Source organism: Hallella absiana (genome assembly GCF_025457485.1).
GTDB lineage: Bacteria > Bacteroidota > Bacteroidia > Bacteroidales > Bacteroidaceae > Prevotella > Prevotella absiana.
Map to the genome: position 1 here is coordinate 1 of NZ_JAMXSP010000038.1, position 21,132 is coordinate 21,132.

At 45.0% G+C, this 21,132-nt stretch carries 12 protein-coding genes and 1 tRNA gene; 8 read left to right on the forward strand and 5 right to left on the reverse strand.

From position 1 onward, the window contains the following. Positions 1-518 precede the first annotated feature (518 nt). The gene (locus NG346_RS12955; protein ID WP_262280912.1) at positions 519-1,823 is read right to left on the reverse strand and encodes a tyrosine-type recombinase/integrase; all 1,305 of its coding nucleotides are present in this window, start codon (positions 1,821-1,823) and stop codon (positions 519-521) included. 397 nt (positions 1,824-2,220) lie between these two features. Beyond that, positions 2,221-2,305: transfer RNA gene (locus NG346_RS12960), tRNA-Ser, on the reverse strand. Between the two features lie 580 nt (positions 2,306-2,885). Between NG346_RS12960 and NG346_RS12965 the strand changes: the two genes are divergently transcribed. Continuing rightward, positions 2,886-5,552 carry an endonuclease MutS2 gene (locus NG346_RS12965; RefSeq protein WP_262280551.1) on the forward strand — a complete coding sequence of 889 codons (2,667 nt, stop codon included), beginning with the start codon at positions 2,886-2,888 and terminating at the stop codon, positions 5,550-5,552. 7 nt (positions 5,553-5,559) lie between these two features. Here NG346_RS12965 and NG346_RS12970 read toward each other — a convergent pair whose 3' ends face one another. The 3 genes from NG346_RS12970 to NG346_RS12980 form a co-directional block, all read right to left on the reverse strand. After that, a complete protein-coding gene (locus NG346_RS12970; protein ID WP_262280552.1) occupies positions 5,560-5,886 on the reverse strand; it encodes a branched-chain amino acid transporter permease in 327 nt (108 codons plus the stop codon). A 115-nt stretch (positions 5,887-6,001) separates the two neighbouring features. Beyond that, positions 6,002-6,331 carry an AzlC family ABC transporter permease gene (locus NG346_RS12975; protein WP_262280553.1) on the reverse strand — a complete coding sequence of 110 codons (330 nt, stop codon included), beginning with the start codon at positions 6,329-6,331 and terminating at the stop codon, positions 6,002-6,004. Positions 6,332-6,348: 17 nt separating this feature from the next. Further along, complete coding sequence (locus tag NG346_RS12980) at positions 6,349-7,116, reverse strand: MBL fold metallo-hydrolase (RefSeq protein WP_262280554.1); 768 nt, start codon at positions 7,114-7,116, stop codon at positions 6,349-6,351. Positions 7,117-7,441: 325 nt separating this feature from the next. Here NG346_RS12980 and galE point away from each other — a divergent pair, with 325 nt between their 5' ends. From galE to NG346_RS13015, 7 genes are all read left to right on the forward strand, one after another. Next, complete coding sequence (gene galE / locus NG346_RS12985) at positions 7,442-8,479, forward strand: UDP-glucose 4-epimerase GalE (protein WP_262281191.1); 1,038 nt, start codon at positions 7,442-7,444, stop codon at positions 8,477-8,479. 704 nt (positions 8,480-9,183) lie between these two features. After that, positions 9,184-10,389 (forward strand): pyridoxal phosphate-dependent aminotransferase, encoded by a 1,206-nt coding sequence (locus NG346_RS12990; protein ID WP_262281190.1) that lies wholly within the window; start codon positions 9,184-9,186, stop codon positions 10,387-10,389. Next, a complete protein-coding gene (locus tag NG346_RS12995; RefSeq protein ID WP_262281189.1) occupies positions 10,386-11,633 on the forward strand; it encodes an ABC transporter permease in 1,248 nt (415 codons plus the stop codon). The genes NG346_RS12990 and NG346_RS12995 overlap by 4 nt, the downstream gene beginning before the upstream one ends. Before the next feature lie 99 nt (positions 11,634-11,732). After that, positions 11,733-13,400 carry an AMP-binding protein gene (locus tag NG346_RS13000; protein WP_262281188.1) on the forward strand — a complete coding sequence of 556 codons (1,668 nt, stop codon included), beginning with the start codon at positions 11,733-11,735 and terminating at the stop codon, positions 13,398-13,400. A gap of 44 nt (positions 13,401-13,444) precedes the next feature. After that, a complete protein-coding gene (locus NG346_RS13005; RefSeq protein ID WP_262281187.1) occupies positions 13,445-15,118 on the forward strand; it encodes an AMP-binding protein in 1,674 nt (557 codons plus the stop codon). A gap of 74 nt (positions 15,119-15,192) precedes the next feature. Then, complete coding sequence (locus tag NG346_RS13010; RefSeq protein WP_262281186.1) at positions 15,193-18,180, forward strand: PD-(D/E)XK nuclease family protein; 2,988 nt, start codon at positions 15,193-15,195, stop codon at positions 18,178-18,180. An 89-nt stretch (positions 18,181-18,269) separates the two neighbouring features. Continuing rightward, positions 18,270-20,825 carry an ATP-dependent Clp protease ATP-binding subunit gene (locus tag NG346_RS13015; protein WP_262288848.1) on the forward strand — a complete coding sequence of 852 codons (2,556 nt, stop codon included), beginning with the start codon at positions 18,270-18,272 and terminating at the stop codon, positions 20,823-20,825. Positions 20,826-21,132 lie beyond the last annotated feature (307 nt).

Sequence of the window (21,132 nt, forward strand, 5' to 3'; positions counted from 1 at the left end):
TGAAAGCCTTCAGGTCATGCCTGAAGGGAATAAGGGATATACCCTTCTTTTTCTATAGATGTGTTACTGTCTTTGGTTAGGCAGCGGCATCCGTCCGCCACGGACAATCCCCCTTGGGCCAAAATTGATGACTTCAGCAGGGGTGAACATTGGTTAGATAGAACTATCTCCCTTAAAGCCATGCCATAGAAGGCATCGCTTTAACCACCGGAACGGAACTTCCGGCGGCAGGGGAGAGTGGTCTGTTCAACTGTTCTTAGGATTGAATGCCTGTCAACTTCGCCTTCGCTGGCGGCAAGCGGCTTCGCTCGGGTTTGCCGCGCTTCGTCTGCGATGACGGCACACAATCCATAGAACGATTGAGATTGAGAACGATTGAGGTTTCCAAACCTTTGATAGATAATCGTTATACAAGCAGATAAATGACTAAGCATGTATAAACGCAAAAAGGCCCTTGATACATATGTTGCACCAAGAGCCTTTTTCGAGAGTAAGGACAACAAGGCGGGCTATAGGCTTCAAGCCTGGGCAGATGCCTGGGTGCCGCCTTTTTTCTTATTCTTTGCCCTGGTGGTGTTTTTATCCTTGGCCGTCATGTTCACCGACTCCTCACTGAGGCTGCTTATTGTCTTGTCATTGAAGAACTTAGCCATATCCTCCTCGATCTTCTTGTTGGTTATCCGTGCATATATCTGCGTAGTCTTAATGTTCTTATGACCCAGCATACGGGAAACGGACTCGATAGGCACACCCTTGCTAAGCGTCAGTGTGGCAAAAGTGTGACGCGCCATGTGGAACGATATATCCTTGTCGATGCCGCATGCCGTAGCAATCTCCTTCAGATAATCGTTTGTCTTCTGGTTGGAGTAGATTGGGAATACATGACCTTTCTTTCTAGGATAATTTTTGTATTTCTCAATGATTAGCTTGGCACCCTCAAAGAGTACGACACTGATCTTCGTTCCTGTCTTTACTCGTTTAGAGCTTATCCATTCCACTCCGTTGAGGGTGACGATGTTCTCAGGCATTAATGCCTTGACATCGATGTATGCAAGACCAGTGAAACATGAGAAGATGAAAAGGTCACGGGTGAGCTCAAGGCGTTTCAGATGGAACGGCTTTTCCATGATGGCTTTAATCTCCTCTTCCGTAAGGTAGCCGCGGTCAACATCGTCCATGTGGAACTGGACACCAAGATACGGGTCGTTGTGAAGCACGCCCATCTTGATTCCGTGGAGGATGACCGTACGCATGGTCTTCATCGTCTTAACGGCAGTGTTGTTGCAATGGCCGACAGATGTAGTCAGATAGATGTAGTAATCCTCGATGACAGTAGGATTAAGCTCACGGAGCAGCATATCCTTGCAGTGGTACTTGGCTTCGAGCATTTCCATGAAACGCTTGCGGCAAAGCTCATACTTGTGATAGGATGTCTCACTGAGCGTTGTGCCCGTCTTTGCCTTCACATTACTTATATACTTGTCGAAGAGCTGACCAATGGTGTTATACTCCACGTCTTCATGCTGGTAGGCTGCCTTCACCTTGTCCAATGAAAGGGTATTCTCCAGTTCCAATTTGTCAGCGATGCCCTGCAGCTCGGTACGGATGCCCTCTAGCTTCTTGTTCACCTGCAAGGCGACGGTAGTGCGACCCTTCACCTTCTGATAGTCCTTATCCCAAAGGGTAGGGTCAATGGTGATACCTGTTGTGCCGATACAAAGGCGGTCTCTGTCCAGACACAAACGAATCATGATGGAACTTTGTCCATTTTTGTTCACATAATTTCCACGGATGTAGAAAATCGTCTTAAAAGCTCGTCTCATAACGAATTAATTTTTAAATAGTACAGCGGTATCCCGGCTTGGTACACGGAATCCTGCCAAAATGCACCGTTTGGTACACAAAAAGCAGGAGTTGTGAGCTCAAGCACCGAAATTTATCCGGCTGCAAAGTTAAACATAATCGGCTGAATTACAATGACTTCATAGTGGTCTTTGCATGGTCTTTGCAGGGTCTTTACGTGGTCTTTGGTACAATTTTCGTCGATGATGATTTTCTGTACCATATATGTACCGAAATCAGACCATCTTGAGACCCGTGAGAGGATTTTTAGAGGTTTCGCAATGAGAACGAATACAAAATAAAGTGCCGTAACTCCTTGGAATTACGGCACTTAGCTAATTTCTTGAACTTTTAGCAATAAATGTTAAAATTTTTCAGCGGAGAGAGAGGGATTCGAACCCCCGGTACCTCTCGGTACGACGGTTTTCAAGACCGTTGTAATCGACCACTCTACCATCTCTCCAATGGTTGTGTGTACCAACTTCCTTTTCGAAAGCGAGTGCAAAGGTACACAATTCATTTGAAATATGAGACAGAATAACGAAAGAAATGTAAGTTGATTAAGTATTATTAACATTAATAAGATCGAAAGCTAAATGAAAAGAGGTAATTTTGCAAATAATGTCATACGGTGAAGTGGTTGCTGATTATGGTTGTTCTCTCAGAAAGAAGAAAGATCAGGCAATGATACCATGAAACTGTGAAACCATGGAAATTGATGCTAGAAGATAAATGCTATAGATTGGATTATGTCCAGCGCAAATTAGGTTCGGCCTAAGTCTGGTTAGACATTCATCGGGTCTATATAATATAGGTTCGACTCAAATTGGGTCCGACATTAAATCGGGTCTATTATAAATAAGGTCGATATATGTCAGCTGATATAAATCAGATTTTCTATGAACAAGATCCGATATAAATAAAATATCAGTAGGATCTGATTAATGGATCGGAAGAAAAAAGTCAGGTAAAGCTGTATTTGACAGCAAGATAGATCTGGGTGATAGATAGAAATGATAAAAGGATAAAATAGATAAATAGAAATGATATACCCAAAGAACTTCGAAAAGAAGATAGGATACGACGAGGTGCGGACATGGCTAAAAGGCTATTGTCTGAGTACTCTCGGAAAAGGTATGGTGGAGGCGATAGCCTTCTCATCTGATTTTCAACAGATTGCGAACTGGATGGAGGAGAACCGAGAGATGAGGAGGATCATCGAGGAAGAAGATGACTTCGATCTGTCGGGGTTTTATGACGTGCGTGACAGCCTGAAGCGAGTGCGATTGGAGGGAACATGGATGGAAGAGGGTGAGCTCTTCGACCTCAGACGTTCCTTGGCGACGATAGACTCTTTGGTTCGATTCCTTTATAGAGGTGTGCCTTTGGAGGATGAGGCAGAAGCGAAAGGTGATTTTGAATTGAAGAAGTGGAGTTATCCTGCTCTTCACGATCTTGCAGACGGCATTGCTACATTTCCGGTTATTATCCAGCAGATCGACCAGATTATTGATAAATATGGTCACATGCGCGATAGTGCATCACCTGAGTTGCATGCTATCCGTCAGGAATTGGCCAGGACGGAAGGTTCTATCTCAAAGATCCTTAATGGCATTCTTCACTCTGCTCAAAGTGAGGGGGTAGTGGAGAAAGACGTGACACCTACACTGCGCGATGGTCGATTGGTAATTCCGATTGTTCCTTCTCTCAAACGCCGTATCCCGGGTATTGTACATGACGAGAGTGCTACAGGGCGTACAGTGTTTGTAGAACCGACCGAAGTGGTAGAGGCCAACAATAAAATCAGGGAGTTAGAGGCAGAAGAGCGCCAGGAAATCATCCGTATACTGACGAAGATGTCGTCCCGCATCCGCCCGCATGTCCGCGAGATGCTCGACTCTTATCATTTCCTTGCCGAAATTGACTTGATACAGGCGAAATGCCAACTTGCGAAGACGATGCGTGCCGTAGAGCCAGAGCTGAAGGCTTATCCCTACCTTGACTTCATAGCAGCCCGTCATCCACTGTTGGAGCGTCATCTAATCCATGCTAAGCAAGCAAAAGAAGATAGTGAAGTTGTGGAGACCCAGAAGCCAACCGCAGTAGTACCGCTGGACATACAACTTACGCCCGAAAAGCATATCCTTATCATCTCTGGTCCCAATGCTGGCGGCAAATCGGTATGCCTAAAGACAACAGGATTGTTGCAATACATGCTTCAGACAGGATTAAGTATACCTGTAAGTGGCAGGAGTAAATGTGGTGTGTTTAAGGATGTTATGATTGACATAGGTGACGAGCAGAGCCTTGAGAATGACTTGAGCACCTATTCGTCGCATCTTTTAAACATGAAGGTGATGATGCGTCAAGCCAGTGCTCAGACTTTAATTTTGATCGATGAATTTGGAACGGGCACAGAGCCACAAATTGGAGGCGCGATTGCCGAGAGCGTGTTAGACCAGTTCTGCAAAAAGGGTACATGGGCAGTGATCACGACCCACTATCAGAATCTGAAGCATTTTGCCGACAGCCATGAGGGTGTGGTGAATGGTGCTATGCTCTACGACCGCCACGAGATGCGTCCACTGTTTCAGTTGTCGATTGGCCGTCCTGGAAGCTCTTTTGCCATTGAGATAGCTCGTAAGATAGGATTACCGGAGGAGGTGATTCGTGAAGCATCAGACATCGTTGGCTCCGACTATATTCAAAGTGATAAATATCTTCAAGATATCGTACGCGACAAGCGCTACTGGGAACAGAAACGACAAGCCGTACATGAGCAAGAAAAGCGTTTGCAACGCCAAATTGACGAATACGAGAAGGGAGTCACAGAAGTCGAGAAGCAACGCAAGGAGATTCTTGCCAATGCGCGTCAGGAAGCCAAAGAATTGCTCGCACAGAGCAACAAGCAGATAGAAAATGCTATCAGGGAGATCCGGGAAGAACAGGCTGAGAAGGAAGCCACGAAAAAGATCCGGGCGGAACTCGAGCAGTTCAAGCAGGATGTCGATGAAGGCACATGGAAGAAGCCGGGCAAGCGTTCTTCTGGGATACTCTCAGATGAGGACTTTCAGAAGAAGGTGGCGCAGATACAAGCCCGCAAGCAACGTCACGAACAGCGCAAGAAAGACAAGCAGGCGGAGGAGCAGCAGGCCGCCAAGGTCTTGAGAGATACTTTGGGTAAAAGACATCAAGACGCCAAGCGCGAGATTGTGGTTGGAGACGCCGTAAAGATGCGTGGTATTCAGTCACAGGGTAGGGTAGAGGCACTCGACGGTAATACTGCCACCGTGATCTTCGGTGACATGCGTACCAAGGTGCCTCTAAACCGGCTGATATTAACCGATAACTCAGCCTCAACCGAAAACAGTGATCGTCCAAAGACAAAGATGGATGAGTTGAAAGAGGGACTGAAGCAATATGGTATTTCTCGCATGACCCAAGAGACCATCGACGACCACAGAAAGAATTTCCACCAAGATCTTGACGTCCGAGGCATGAGAGGAGATGAAGCATTGCAAGCGGTCCGCTATTTCATCGACGATGCCATTCTCATGGGCATGCCCCGAGTGCGCATTCTCCATGGCAAAGGCAATGGCATCTTGCGCCAGCTGATCCGTCAATATCTGAGCGCAGAGCCTAATGTCAGCCATTTTGCAGATGAGAATGTGCAGTTCGGTGGGGCTGGCATCACGGTGGTAGACTTTTAGTGCCATTTTACGCAAAGACAGTTTGCACCAATATCATATAGGTGATGGTTCCTCCTGCTATCGATAGCATCATCTGACGGCGCCATACATGCAGTGCTACCGTAGCGACGATGCCCATCAGTTCCGGTATGCCATGATACCCGGTTGTGATGTCGACGTTTTTCAAGCAATATACCACTAATAGTCCGAACACAGCAGCGGGGAGCACCGTGCCAAGATATTGTATGACTTTGGGAGTCTTACTGCCTTGAAACAAGGCGAAGGGCAGGAAGCGTGTCGTCATCACGGCGATAGCCATGCAAGCGATCGTAATAATTTGTTGTGTCAGTGTCATCTCACTTTCTCCTTCCTTTCTGATAAATATAGCTCCGGTTCTTTGTGATTTGAGGTATGTTCTGTTTCCTTGACGGGCTCTTCCGTATGCAATCTTGGTCGTAGCGCAATAAGTGCTAATAGCATGACCATCCTTTGTGTTTGAACCGGTCGAGCATGGGGATGCCGTAGAATAGATGGCGAGCTCCAATCATAAACGCCATGACGAAAGCCTGCAGCGGATGGAAGGAAGACAGCAGTAGTACTTTTACGGCAACGAATTCCACGCTGCCGCTGTAGATAACAGCTGCCATCATCATGGGCCAAACAAATGAGAAACCTGACACGTTCATCAGGATGCCGTAGGTGAGTCCGAGAAACCAGTAGCCCGCGAAAATAGGAATGGTATATGGGGCTGCGGCTCTCAACGCCGCAGTCCATTTGCTTGTATTTGTGGATTCTCTCAATGTAAATCTCTATAGTTTTATTGATAGTTTCTGATCCTCACATCGATGCCGGTACCTTTTAAGAGATCGACAATCTTCTGAACATCGGTATCGGAGTAATGATAAGGGAAGAGCACCTTTGGCTTTATAGTCTTTGCAGCCCGGGCTGTCTGCTCTGGCGTCATGGTGTAGGGTTGGTTCGTCGAAAGGAAGGCCACGTCGATGTTCTTGATATTCCGCATTTCGGGGATATCCTCTGTGTCGCCTGAGATATAGACGCGAAAGCCGTCAAGCGTGAGGATAAAGCCATTGTCGCGTCCTTTGGGATGGAATTTCTCCTTTCCGGGTGTGATGTTGTAGGCTGGTACCGCGTCCACGGTGATGTCATCAGCAAGCCGCAGCTGTTCGCCATTATGCATGACTCTTCCCTTGCCGATGATCTTGGCACAGTTGGCATTCGTGACTATCACTGTCATCGGCTTTTCCAACTGTCGGATGGCTACGGTGTCACAGTGGTCGAAATGCTCATGCGTGACAAAGATATAGTCAGCCTGGGGTATTTTGCCGTAATCGGTCACAGGCTTCAACTGGCATACAGGGTCCACTTCTATCTCCCTGCTGTCAAAGGTAATGCGGATGCTGCCGTGTTTGATAGCGGAGAAGGTGATCTCCTTCCCGCTTTTCGTCTTGAACGTATCGGTCTGAGCATCAGTGTTCGTTTTCACACTACAAGCCGCAAACGTCATTGTTGCCAACATGAGCAACATCGCGAGCAGTAGGTTCTTTTTTAACTGTCCTTCTCTCATGGTACAATTCGTTTTATTTCTAACCTTTGGCAAAGATAAGGATAAAATAAGGAAGAAAGAAAATTGAAACACAGTTATTTGATACTTTTGATAAAAAAGGTAGCTTTTTCGTCCTATAAGCAAGATAATTGGAAGATACACTCATAAAGGCTCTCGTCGCTGCAACCACAACAAGTCCCCTTCTATGTGGAAAAAGACACCACTTTGTTAAAAACTGAAAAGGAATAAAGTATCTATTAGAAATATTTTTGGAAACAATTGAGATTATTCCAAATAAAAATATTACCTTTGCAAAAAATATCTGATCACATAAACATATATGGATATAAAGCAAACCATTTTGGTGACAGGAGGTATGGGATTTATTGGATCTCATACAGCAGTTGAATTGATAGAAGCTGGATATAAAGTTGTCATTGTCGACGACCTATCCAATTCGAATATCAAGGTGCTAGATGGCATCGAGAAGATCACAGGCGTACGTCCTTCTTTCGAGAAGATAGACTTGCGTGACAAGCAGGCTACGGAAGAAGTTTTCAAGAGGCATTCAGATATTGAGGGCATTATCCACTTCGCAGCAAGCAAAGCAGTAGGGGAGAGCGTCCACAAGCCTTTGCTGTATTACCGCAACAATATTGTGTCTCTCATCAACCTTTTGGAGCTTATGCCCAAATATGATGTCAAAGGCATCATATTCTCTTCAAGTTGCACTGTCTATGGCCAGCCAAAGCCAGAGAACCTGCCTGTAACAGAAAATGCTCCACACCAAAAGGCTACATCTCCCTATGGTAACACTAAGGAGATCAACGAGCAAATTATCTACGACTATATCCATAGCGGCGCTAACATCAAAAGCATCATCCTAAGATACTTTAATCCTATTGGCGCGCATCCCTCCGCTCTGATCGGTGAACTACCCAACGGAGTGCCTGCCAATCTGATTCCCTATGTCACTCAAACAGCCATTGGTATTCGCGACCAGTTGACAATCTTCGGAAACGATTACAACACACCTGACGGTACTTGTATCCGTGACTATATCTATGTTGTCGACTTGGCTAAGGCGCATGTTGCTGCCATGGCACGTGTTTTGGATCAGAATGCTGAACCGATCGACTACTTCAACATCGGTACAGGTCATGGTAATTCCACATTGGAAATCGTTGAAACCTTTGAAAAGGCTACCGGCGTGAAACTTAACTGGAAATACGGTCCACGTCGTGAGGGTGACATCGAAAAGATTTGGGGCGACTGCACCAAGGCGAACAAAGTTCTTGGATGGAAAGCAGAAACGCCGCTTGATGATGTCTTGCGCTCAGCATGGAAATGGCAACTGAAGTTACGCGAAGACGGCGTCATGTAAGAGACGCCCTGAAAAGAAGAATATTTTAATCTCTCTTATCATATTTCGATTTATAGCGGTGACTTAGATCCCGCAATTTTGTGTTTGTGTTGTTGTGAGGTTCCGGCGTGAGTCGGGGCCTCATCTTTTTATGTCTAACGCTATATTTTTATAGTTTTTTCGCAGAGAAGCCTTTAGTTTCTCGCTGAAAAACTATCGGTCTCTCGCTGAAAAACTATCAGTTTCTCGCTTATATTGGGAACAAAGCCGTGTGATATTGGGGACGAAGCTATGTTATGTTGGGGACGAAGCTGTGTGTTCGAGGGGTCGAAGCTATGTTATCTATGTTGTAATGCTATAGAAAAAGATCCTTCGTTAAGCAGAGAATGATTGAAACCTACGTAGCGAAGTACCTTTTGTGAGATAGAAAAATCCAAGCAGATTTTTTTTTGATTTTACCTAGATTACCATCGGATGATCATGTTTTTCCCTTTTTGAAGCTTAGAAAACAGTTTTGTGTATAATGGACATTATGATAAATAACGTATAGAGAAATCTATAAAAGTATATTGAGATTTAAAAAAAAACTCTCTAAGTTGGCTCAATCAAGAAAAATCATTAACTTTGCATTTGCTGATCAATTAATTCCATAATTATTTTGAGAAGCACAGATTTAAATCATTAAGTAAGCAATATTTATTCACGCAATATAAAGTTTTAAAGAAATGCCTGAAATATCAGTCCGTGGACTTGAGATGCCAGAGTCTCCAATTAGAAAATTGGCACCATTGGCTGCTGCAGCCAAGCAAAGAGGTATCAAGGTCTACCATTTAAACATCGGACAGCCAGACTTGCCTACACCGCAAGTTGGACTGGATGCTTTAAAACATATCGATCGCAAAATTTTGGAGTATTCTCCTTCACAAGGCTACTTGTCGTATCGGACAAAACTGGTAGATTACTATGCGAAATATAATATTCAGGTCACTCCCGACGATATAATCATCACATCAGGCGGATCAGAAGCAGTGCTTTTCGCTTTTATGAGTTGCCTGAATCCCGGTGATGAGATCATCGTCCCAGAACCCGCTTATGCCAACTATATGGCTTTCGCGATCTCGGCTGGAGCCAAGATTCGCACGATTGCGACTACTATCGAGGAAGGCTTCTCTCTCCCTAAGGTTGAAAAGTTTGAAGAGTTGATCAATGACCGGACACGCGCCATTATGATCTGCAACCCAAACAACCCTACCGGATACCTTTACACACGGCGCGAGATGAATCAAATACGCGACTTAGTAAAGAAATATGACCTTTATCTCTTCTCTGACGAGGTATATCGAGAATACATCTATACGGGTAGCCCGTATATCAGTGCCATGCATCTAAAAGGCATCGAGCAGAACGTCATATTAATTGATTCTGTATCAAAGCGTTATAGTGAATGTGGTATCCGCATCGGAGCGCTTATCACCAAAAATGCGGAAGTCAGGAAAGCCGTCATGAAGTTCTGTCAGGCTCGTCTGTCACCACCTCTTATTGGTCAGATTGTTGCAGAAGCTTCGCTCGACGCTCCTGAGTCGTATTATCGTGATGTTTACGATGAATATGTTGAGCGCCGTAAATGCTTGATCGATGGCCTCAATCGCATTCCTGGTGTTTACTCCCCCATTCCTATGGGAGCTTTCTACACTGTTGCTCAGTTGCCTGTTGACGACTCCGAGAAATTCTGCCGTTGGTGTCTCGAAACATTCAATTACGAAGGAGAGACGGTGATGATGGCGCCTGCTGCGGGATTCTACACGACTCCTGGCGCCGGTATCAATCAGGTGCGTATCGCCTATGTGTTGAAAAAAGAAGATTTGGAACGTGCCCTTGTCGTACTCAGCAAGGCACTGGAAGCATATCCGGGAAAGACAGAACTACGATGAGTTTTCCTTTGTTCATAGCACGGCGCATCTATCGTACGCCGGGAGATAAGAAAAGAGTATCACGTCCAGCAATCACGATTGCTACGGCAGGTATTGCTATCGGTTTGGCGGTGATGATCGCGTCGGTTTGCATCGTCATCGGCTTTAAGCATTCTATCCGAGATAAAGTAATAGGCTTTGGCTCTCATATCCAAGTCACCAATTTCATGAACCAGATGGATGGTGAACAAAATCCTATCGCTGTGGGCGACTCTATGATGAATGTCGTAAAGCAGATACCCGGTGTCAAGCATGCAGAGCGATTTGCATATAAGCAAGGTGTGCTGAAGACTGACAACGATTTTCTCGGTGTCATGTTTGAAGGATTAGGACAAGAGTTTGATTCTACATTTTTCCATCAACATCTTGTAGCCGGTTCCCTACCCCATTTCTCTGATAGTCAGGCCTCAAACGAGCTGACTATTTCTCAGATCATGGCAGATAAGCTCGGACTGAAAGTCGGCGATCGTGTATTTGCCTACTTCATTGATAACAATGGAGTTAGAATGCGTCGATTCAAGATTACCGGTATCTACCAGACCAATCTGAGTCAATACGACAATCTGATGTGTCTGACAGATCTTTACACAGCCATCAAGCTTAATGGCTGGAAAGAAGATCAAGCAACAGGCATTGCTGCAACGGTAAATGATTTCAACAAAGTTGACGAGGTGGATCAGCGTTTTGTCAACAAGATTAATAAACACACAGACCATTATGGCCAGACTTATGTAGCTCAGACCATCAGAGAACTTAATCCGCAAATCTTCTCTTGGCTGGATCTGCTGGATGTGAATGTCTATATCATCCTTCTGCTGATGATGGCAGTGGCAACTGTAACAATGATCTCAGGTCTGCTCATTATTATATTGGAGCGTACGGCGATGATAGGCACACTCAAGAGCTTAGGCGCAAGAAACAAGACTATCCGTCACATATTCTTGTGGTTTGCTGTGTTTATCATTGGCAAAGGATTGCTCATTGGCAACTTGGTGGGTATAGGTCTTTGCTTGATTCAAAAATACTTTGGCATTGTCAAGTTGGATCCGGCTACTTATTATGTCAACACGGTTCCTATAGAGTTGAACATTCCTCTGATCGTCTTACTTAACATTGCAACGCTTCTCATCAGTGTCTTTGTTTTGATAGCACCAAGTTATCTTGTGTCGCATATTCATCCGGCAAAGACTATGAAATATGAGTAAAGAGCAGAAAAATGAAGGGTTAGAAGAAATTAATGCACATATTTTTTGGAATTGTGCATTATAGATTGTACCTTTGCACAAAATTTTGAAGATTGTGCAATGGAGAATAAATATAGTTTCAACTCTCTGGTAGAGCAGACTATCAAAAGCAACTGGGACAAAGATGCACTCACCGATTACAAGGGTGCCACACTTCAATACCATGATGTAGCCCGCAAGATAGAGAAGCTACACATAGTATTTGAGCAATGTGGCATCAAGGCCGGTGATAAGATTGCCCTTTGCGGCAGAAACAGTTCTGCTTGGGCTTGTGTGTTCCTTGCTGCATTGACCTGTGGTGTCATAGCTGTTCCTATACAGCATGAGTTCAAATCTGAGCAAGTTTATAACATTGTCAATCACTCCGAATCCAAATTGCTTTTCGTTGGCGATGTAGTGGCGACAGAGCTGGATTATTCCATGATGCCCAATCTTGAGGGTGTCGTGTATATGCCTGATAACTCATTGTTGGAATGTCGTTCCGAAAAGTTGAGCTATGCCGTGGAGCATCTCAATGAGCTGTATGGCCACAAATATCCAAAATTTTTCCGGAAGGAACATGTTCATTATCATGAAGATATGCCCGAAGAAACCGCTATGATCAATTACACTAGCGGCACGACGGGCTTCTCTAAAGGTGTGATGCTGCCATACCGCTCATTATGGAGCAATATTGATTTCCTGACTAAGGCTATTGGCAGTAAAATGAAGCCAAACGGTAATGTGTTGTCAATATTGCCAATGGCTCACATGTATGGACTGACATGCGAATTTCTTTTGCAGTTCAGTTTAGGCAATCATCTCTATTTCCTGACGCGATTACCCAGTCCCACGATCATTCAGCAGGCTTTCATGGATATTCATCCCGATCTGATTGTTTCTGTGCCTCTGATTTTGGAAAAGATTATACGCAAGAAAGTGATGCCGGCACTCGACAGTACACGTGTGTCCATTTTGATGAAGCTACCAGGTCTCAATAAATTGGTTAAGGAGCGTGTAGAGCAGATGGTGATGAACATCATGGGTGGAAAGACCTATGAGATCATTATCGGCGGCGCAAGTTTAAGCAAGGAAGTAGAAAACTTCCTTACTTCGATCCATTTCCCAATTACGCTTGGCTATGGTACCACAGAGACGGGACCTATGATTACATATTCCGACTGGCATGACTTCACACCAGGCTCTTGTGGCACTTGTGTTGATCACATGGAAATAAAAATCCTCAGCCATGACCCTCAGAACGTACCGGGGGAAATCGTTACCCGTGGCATGAACGTGATGACCGGATACTATAAGAATCCCAAAGCTACAAAAGCCGTCATCGATGAAGAAGGTTGGTTTCACACGGGTGACTTGGGAACGATGTCAGAGGATGGTCATGTATTCATCAAAGGACGTATCAAAAATATGCTTCTGGGATCCAACGGACAGAATGTCTATCCCGAGGAAATTGAAGATAAACTGAATGCAATGGCGATGGTCAACGAGAGCTTGATCATTCAGCATGGTGAAGAGCTCGTCGGGCTGGTTTATCCCGACATGGACGAAGCACAGTCTATGGGATTCTCGGAAGCAGACTTGAACAACATCATGGAGCAGAACCGCAAAGAACTCAATGCGCAGTTGCCCTCTTTCTGCAAGATCAGCAGGATTAAACTTCACCCTGACGAGTTTGAGAAGACTCCCAAGAAGTCCATCAAGCGTTATCTCTATAAAAATGCTTATTAAGCATCCGCATACAAAACATTAAAGAACAATTTTTATCTAAAGATATGACAGGCTCTATTCCAAGCTTCAATCAAATGATTCAGAAAAGCATCGTAGACCATTGGGATCTCGACTCGCTGACTGATTTTAAAGGTGCAACATTGCAGTATCATGACGTTGCACGCAAGATCGAAAAGCTTCATATCATGTTTGAAAGTTCCGGTGTCAAGCAGGGCGACAAGATAGCGCTGTGTGGCCGAAACAGTGCCGCATGGGCTGCTGCTTTTCTTGCCGTGCTGACATATGGTGCTATTGCTGTTCCCATTCTGCATGAGTTTACAGCAGATCAAATCCATAACATCGTTAACCACTCCGATGCAAAAATACTGTTTGCAGGAGATGTTGTAGCAACACAGATTGACGCTACGAAGATGCCTTCCCTGGAAGGTATCATCTATATTCCGGACTACTCCCTCGTACTCTCACGTACCGACAAACTGACCTATGCCCGCGAGCACCTCAATGAGATCTTTGGACAGAGGTATCCCAAGTATTTCCGCAAGGAGCATGTCCACTATTATACAGAGAAGTCTCCTGACGAATTGGCGGTCATCAACTACACAAGTGGTACCACAGGCTTTTCTAAGGGTGTCATGATCCCCTACCGGGCTCTGTGGAGCAATATAGACTTTGCCTATTCTGTATTGGGTAACACAGTAAAGAAGGGCGATAGCGTGATTAGCATTCTGCCAATGGCTCACATGTATGGTATGTCCTTTGAATTTCTATTCGAATTCATAGCAGGTTGCCATGTTTTCTATCTGACACGAATACCTTCTCCGGCCATCATTGCACAGGCCTTCTCTGAAGTTAAGCCGAAGATTATCATCTCCGTGCCGCTGATCATTGAGAAGATCATCAAGAAGAAAGTATTCCCAAAGATTCAGGATCCTAAGCTTCGCCTCTTGATGAAGATGCCGGGTATCAACAAGCGCGTCTTTGAGAAGATCTGTGACCAGGTGACAAAGGCTTTTGGCGGTGAATTCTATGAGGTGATTATTGGAGGAGCCGCTTTTAGTCAGGAGGTGGAGAAGTTTCTGTACCGCATAGGCTTCCATTACACAGTTGGCTATGGCGCAACAGAATGTGCTCCGATCATTTGCTATGCAGACTATAAGACTTACGTCCCCGGGTCTTGCGGACGAGCCGCCAAGAACATGCAAGTGAAAGTGATGAGTGAAGATCCAGCCAACATACCGGGTGAGATCCTTGCAAAAGGTCCTAACGTAATGCTGGGTTACTATAAGAATGAAGAAGCCACCAAGGCCAGCATTGATGCCGATGGATGGTTCCATACGGGTGACTTGGGCTTGATGGATGAGAATGGTAATGTCTTTATCAAGGGGCGTTCTAAGAACATGTTGTTGGGATCCAACGGACAAAACATATACCCGGAAGAGATTGAAGACAAACTCAATTCGATGTCTATGGTTTCCGAGAGCGTTGTCATTCAAGAAGGCAACAAACTCGTAGGACTGGTTTACCCCGACTTAGACACAGCAAAGCAGATAGGCTTCAGCGAGACCGACCTTGGCACCATTATGGAGCAGAATCGAAAGCAACTCAATGCTGAGTTGCCAGCTTATTGCCATTTGTCAGAGATTCGGCTCCATGACAGTGAGTTTGAGAAGACGCCTAAGCGTTCCATCAAACGTTTCCTCTACACTAAGAATAAATAGAAATCGCATAAGGTAGTCTTTCACACAAGGCTACCTTATATTTTTCGCGTTATCATAAAAAATCCTTTATTGACATGCCCATAAAAAACAATTCCAACCAAGCAAATCCCACCTTCCTCCATTTCGTGGCAAAGGACGTCTTGGCAAAACATGGACAAGATCTCGACAAAATAGCAATTGTCTTTCCTAATAAGCGTGCATCGATATTTTTCAATCGAGAGCTGTATCAGGAGGCCGGGCACGCGCTGTGGAGCCCTAAATATATCACCATCAGTGAGCTGTTTCGTGAGCATAGTGAATTACAGGTACCGGATCCCATCACACTTGTCTTTCAAGTCTATAATGTCTTTTGTGATATCACCGGTTCCGAGGAGACGCTTGATCATTTCTTCTCATGGGGACAACTGATGCTGGCCGATTTCGACGATATTGACAAGAATGAAGTTGACCCCGACAAACTCTTCATTGATTTACAAGCATGGGAAGAGATGAGCGATTTTAGCTTCCTGACAGATGCACAAAGACTAAGTTTGGAAGAGTTCTTTCACACGATGATGCAAGATTCTCAGTTGCAGCGCAGGTTCAAAAACATTTGGGAGCATCTCGGTGGTATCTATCATGAGCTCCATCAAAGATTGGAGAAGCAAGGGCTGGCTTATGAAGGTATGCTCTATCGGGAAGTCATCGATCAAGAAAATCTCGACTTTCAGTACGACACATACATCTTCGTAGGCTTCAACCTCCTTCAGAAGGTGGAGCAAGACCTTTTCCGAAGGCTGAAGATGGAGGGTAAAGCTGAATTTTACTGGGACTATGATGTCAACTTCATCGATGAAGATGCAGGAAAGTATATCAAGCAATATCTGGATATATTTCCAAATCAACTCAACAATAACCTGGCCAGTGCTGGCATCGATCCATCAGAAGTCTTTGACAATATGAAGTCTCCTAAAGAGATATGCATGATTTCCGCACCAACCGAGGAGATTCAAGCACGATATGTCGCTCAATGGTTGTCGGAAAATGACAGAATTAAGGATGGCAATAGGACTGCTATCGTGATGGCAGATGAGAATCTATTGCCATCCGTGATTCATAGTTTGCCAGGAGACATCCAGAATGTCAACGTTACTACAGGCTTTCCTTTGAATGCTTCAGAAGTCAGTGTGTTGGTAGACGCGTTGATTGCTCTGCAATTGAAAGGATTGACCAATGATCATCGACATTTCCAACTGCAATACATCAACAGGGTATTGTTGCATCCTTATGCCCAATATCTTTCTGATGATTGTAAGACTTTGGCATCTCAGCTAAATAGCAATCACCGATATTATCCAAGTATCAAAGAGTTGACTGATGGATTTGACGACTCTTTGTCACTGCTCTTTCAGCCCTTAGAGGCAAAAGAAGGAACGCTGCCACTATTATCTTGGATGACGGATTTACTTAAAATCATCGGGCAGAACACGCGAAGCATACGCAACGACCTGCTTCATCAGTCTATCTTCTCCATGTATACGTTGCTAAACCGACTTGACGACATTATGTCTGTGAACATTCAAAAAAATGGCAGCCAAGACGACCGTCGTATAGATGAAAAAAGTGGTAAGCAGCTGGTCAGCATTTATATCGTGCAAAGACTCATGCAGCAAGTCATACAGTCTACAGCCATTCCCTTTCATGGCGAACCGGCTGTAGGTACTCAGATCATGGGTGTATTGGAGACGAGAAATCTTGATTTTGAGCATGTGATTCTTTTGTCATGCAACGAGGGGAAACTCCCAAAGAATATCAATGACGCTTCTTTCATCCCTCATTCCATCCGTGTGGGCTATGGACTCACGACAGTAGAGAACAAGGTGGCGATCTTCGCTTATTATTTCCAATCGCTGATACAAAGAGCTCATGATGTCACCTTATTATATAATAATGCGACAGATGACGGACAAAAAGGAGAAATGAGCCGATTCATGTTACAGCTCATGATCAAGAGCTATGGTACACAGCACATTAAGCGCTATACACTGACAGCAGGACAAAATCAAAGTTCAAGATTGTGTCAGGCAAAGACCAAGACAGAGGAAGTGATGAAAGTGCTTCATGACATGAAGAGTATCTCTCCCTCTGCCTTAGGTCAATATATGCGGTGCCCTTTGCAGTTCTATTATAATTCTATCTGCCAGCTGCATCAACAAGATGAGGACAATATCGACGAAATCGACAACACGATGTTCGGAGATCTGTTCCATCATAGTGCGGAGTTGATCTACAAGCAGTTGAGTCAACAGCAAGCCACCATCACAAAAGACATGATCCTGTCAGTACTTAAGGATCCCAGCTTTTTGGAGCGTATCATAGATCAAGCCTTCCGTGAAAAGCTTTTCCAGGCCGACGAGCACCAGTTCGTCCCTCAATACAATGGATTACAGATGCTCAACAAAAATGTCATCAGACTCTATCTCCAACGTCTTTTGCACTTGGATGCTGCATGGGCACCTTTTGACATTCTGGCATTGGAAGAAAGCTTCTATGACAAAGTGTCCTTCGAGGTCAATGGACTACAGCATTGCTTGAACATTGGCGGTAAAGTTGATCGCATTGACAAAGTCAACCAAGATGGAAAGAATATCGTCAGAATCGTAGACTACAAGACTGGCAGACCTTTGACTTCATTGCCTGCAGATGTCAAGGATGTCTTCAATATAGACAATATAGATACAAAACATACAAATTATTATTTGCAGACAATGCTTTACGCAGGAGTAGTGAAATATGGCGCCAACTCCTATAAGAAGGTTGGACAGATGAGGCAGCAAGGCGTAGCCCCCGCTCTGCTCTTCATCCGTCAGGCGTCAGATGAGACTTATAATCCTGTATTGTCGTTTGCCGTCGGACGTGGCTCACGCGAGACTTTAGACGACATCAGTACCGTGTGGCCTGAGTTCTTGGATCAACTCAAGCAATTGCTGGCTGAGATCTTCAATCCTGAACTTGATTTCATGCCAACAGCTCACACAGAGCGATGCGATAATTGCCCATACAGAGAGATTTGCCACGAATAACTATTTTTTTGGCATAGTCCTTGTAGATTAAAGCAAAAAGAAGTATATTTGCATCGTATCTAACAGAAAAAGAAAGGTAAAAAGGAAATATGACCAGTCAGTTTTCACCCAAAGTTTCACAGATTCTGGCTTTTAGCCGGGAAGAGGCGACGCGCCTGGCCAGCACTTCGGTGGGTCCGGAACACCTTCTCTTAGGTATTCTCCGTGAGAAGGAAGGCGTCGTTACCGATTTGCTACATGGATTGAATGTCGACATACCACGGATCAAAGAGGAATTAGAGCAGAGATTAAGAGCCAATTCACCGGCAGTCTCAGATAACAAGAATATAGTCAATGATATAATACTCAATGATCAAGCCAGCAATATTTTACGGTTGGCAGTCCTTGAGGCCCGTATTCAGCATACCTCTGTCGTGGATACCCAGCATGTGCTCCTGGCAATCCTCCACGATCAAATTGACAATGGAGCCAAGATTGTCCTTGAGGCTAATCGTGTAGACTACGAACAAGTGGCAAGGCTGTTACAGAAAAAGCCTACCACAGATGGTATCGGACTGCCAGACGAAGATGAGGAAGACTTCGAGGAAGGTGACAATATAAAAGGTGGTGGCCGTATGCAGTCCACCCAAACCGATGTTGCACAACAAGGTAATGGCAAGACTCCCGTATTGGATAACTTCTCTACAGACCTAACCCGTGCTGCTGCAGAAGGAAAACTCGATCCTGTTGTGGGAAGAGAGAAAGAAATTCAGCGGGTCACGGAGATTCTCTGTCGTCGCAAGAAAAACAACCCCATCCTCATTGGTGAGCCTGGTGTTGGCAAGAGTGCTATTGTAGAAGGATTGGCACAGCAAATCGTAAAGCATCACACTTCACCCGTTCTCTTCAATCGTCGGCTTGTCAGTCTGGACATGACCGGTATTGTCGCGGGAACTAAATACCGCGGACAATTTGAGGAGCGTATTCGTGCGCTGATCAAAGAGTTGGAGCAAAATCCGAATATCATTGTGTTTATCGACGAGATTCACACGATTATCGGAGCAGGTTCCTCTCCTGGCACGATGGATGCAGCCAATATCATGAAACCGGCGTTGGCACGCGGTACCATCCAGTGTATTGGTGCTACGACTCTTGACGAATACCGAAAGACCATCGAGAAAGATGGTGCCTTGGAGCGGAGATTCCAAAAGGTATTGGTGGAACCGACAACAGCTGAGCAGACTCTGCAAATACTCCACAACATCAAAGACCGCTATGAGGAGCATCATCATGTGACATACACAGAAGAAGCTCTTCAAGCATGTGTAAGTCTGACAGAACGCTATATCACAGACCGCGAATTCCCGGACAAGGCAATTGACGCACTTGATGAGGTCGGTGCTCACATACGTTTGCAACATGCTCAGGTGCCACCAGGGATCACAGACAAAGAGAAGGAGATCAACGAGGTTAAAGATAAAAAGGAGCAGGCTGTCAAAAGTCAGAATTACGAACTAGCGACTGTCTACCGTGACCGTCAATCTCATCTCGAGCAAGAGCTGCATGAGCTGCAGCAGTCTTGGCAGAACGGAGACGCTGAGTCACGTCAGAAAGTCACAGACAAAGATGTTGCCGGGGTAGTGTCAAGAATGAGTGGAGTTCCCGTCCAGCGCATGGAAAAAGGCGAGACCTTGAAACTCAGAGATATGGGCTCTGATCTGAAAAAGCGTGTGATAGGTCAGGATGGAGCTATCGAAAAACTCGTGAAGGCTATTCAGCGCAACCGTGTTGGATTGAAAGATCCCAATCATCCTATTGGAGCATTCATGTTCCTGGGTCCTACTGGAGTAGGAAAGACCTATCTCGCAAAGTGCTTAGCAGAGAACATGTTCGGCTCAAAGGATTCGATCATACGTATAGATATGAGCGAGTATACAGAGAGCTTCAATGTCTCGCGACTTATCGGAGCACCTCCAGGATATGTCGGCTACGAGGAGGGTGGACAGCTGACAGAGCAAGTGCGGCGTCATCCCTACTCTATCGTCTTGCTCGACGAGATAGAGAAAGCTCATGGCAATGTCTTCAACCTGATGCTGCAAGTGCTTGATGAAGGGAGACTCACAGATGGCAATGGACGGACTGTGGACTTCCGCAATACGGTGATTATCATGACTTCCAATGCTGGTACACGCCAGTTGAAAGAATTTAGTCATGGTGTCGGCTTCAACGCAGGCGGAATCACAAACATGGGCAATCTGAGTGACAAAGATAAGGAATACGCCCGGTCGGTGATTCAAAAGAGTCTGAGTAAGCAATTCTCACCGGAGTTTCTCAACCGTCTTGACGAGATCATTACCTTCGATCAGCTCGACTTGAATTCTATCAAGAAGATCATCGACATAGAGCTCTCAGGACTTTATAAGCGCATTGAGGAGAAAGGCTTGCAGATACAGTTGACGGATGCAGCCAAAGAGTTTGTGGCATCGAAAGGCTACGATATTCAGTTTGGTGCCCGCCCACTGAAAAGAGCCATTCAAACTTATGTTGAGGATGGCTTATGCGAGATGATCCTCTCTGGTGATGTGAAGAAAGGTGACTCTATCAAGATCGACAAAAAGAAGGAAAGTGCAGAATTGTCGTTTGGTAGAGTACCACAAATGTCATAGACTACCGTTGCCTATATAGTGAAAGGCTGCTGTCTCTTTTGAGGCGGCAGCCTTTTGCGATTGGTAGAGGTGACAGTTCCGTGAAAGCATTGTGGCAAGAGAAAAAAGGCTTGCGAACTTCACAGCCCACAAGCCTAAAGGTTGAATTATTATATAAATACCAACAATAGTTGGTCTGTAGAACTGTAACCATTCAATTTAGGCCGTCCTGTAATCAAACAAAAAATCCCGAGGTTATTCCCGGGATTTTTTGTATTGGTATGGCAGAAGTTGTATGATCTCATCTTCATCCATATTGTCTCTTAGC

Coding starts and splice junctions, on each gene's coding strand:
- NG346_RS13005 (WP_262281187.1), top strand. CDS start 13,445: ATGACAGGCTCTATTCCAAGCTTCAATCAAATGATTCAGAAAAGCATC.
- NG346_RS13010 (WP_262281186.1), top strand. CDS start 15,193: ATGCCCATAAAAAACAATTCCAACCAAGCAAATCCCACCTTCCTCCAT.
- NG346_RS12955 (WP_262280912.1), bottom strand. CDS start 1,823: ATGAGACGAGCTTTTAAGACGATTTTCTACATCCGTGGAAATTATGTG.
- NG346_RS12980 (WP_262280554.1), bottom strand. CDS start 7,116: ATGAGAGAAGGACAGTTAAAAAAGAACCTACTGCTCGCGATGTTGCTC.
- NG346_RS12965 (WP_262280551.1), top strand. CDS start 2,886: ATGATATACCCAAAGAACTTCGAAAAGAAGATAGGATACGACGAGGTG.
- NG346_RS13000 (WP_262281188.1), top strand. CDS start 11,733: ATGGAGAATAAATATAGTTTCAACTCTCTGGTAGAGCAGACTATCAAA.
- NG346_RS12990 (WP_262281190.1), top strand. CDS start 9,184: ATGCCTGAAATATCAGTCCGTGGACTTGAGATGCCAGAGTCTCCAATT.
- NG346_RS12970 (WP_262280552.1), bottom strand. CDS start 5,886: ATGACACTGACACAACAAATTATTACGATCGCTTGCATGGCTATCGCC.
- NG346_RS12995 (WP_262281189.1), top strand. CDS start 10,386: ATGAGTTTTCCTTTGTTCATAGCACGGCGCATCTATCGTACGCCGGGA.
- NG346_RS13015 (WP_262288848.1), top strand. CDS start 18,270: ATGACCAGTCAGTTTTCACCCAAAGTTTCACAGATTCTGGCTTTTAGC.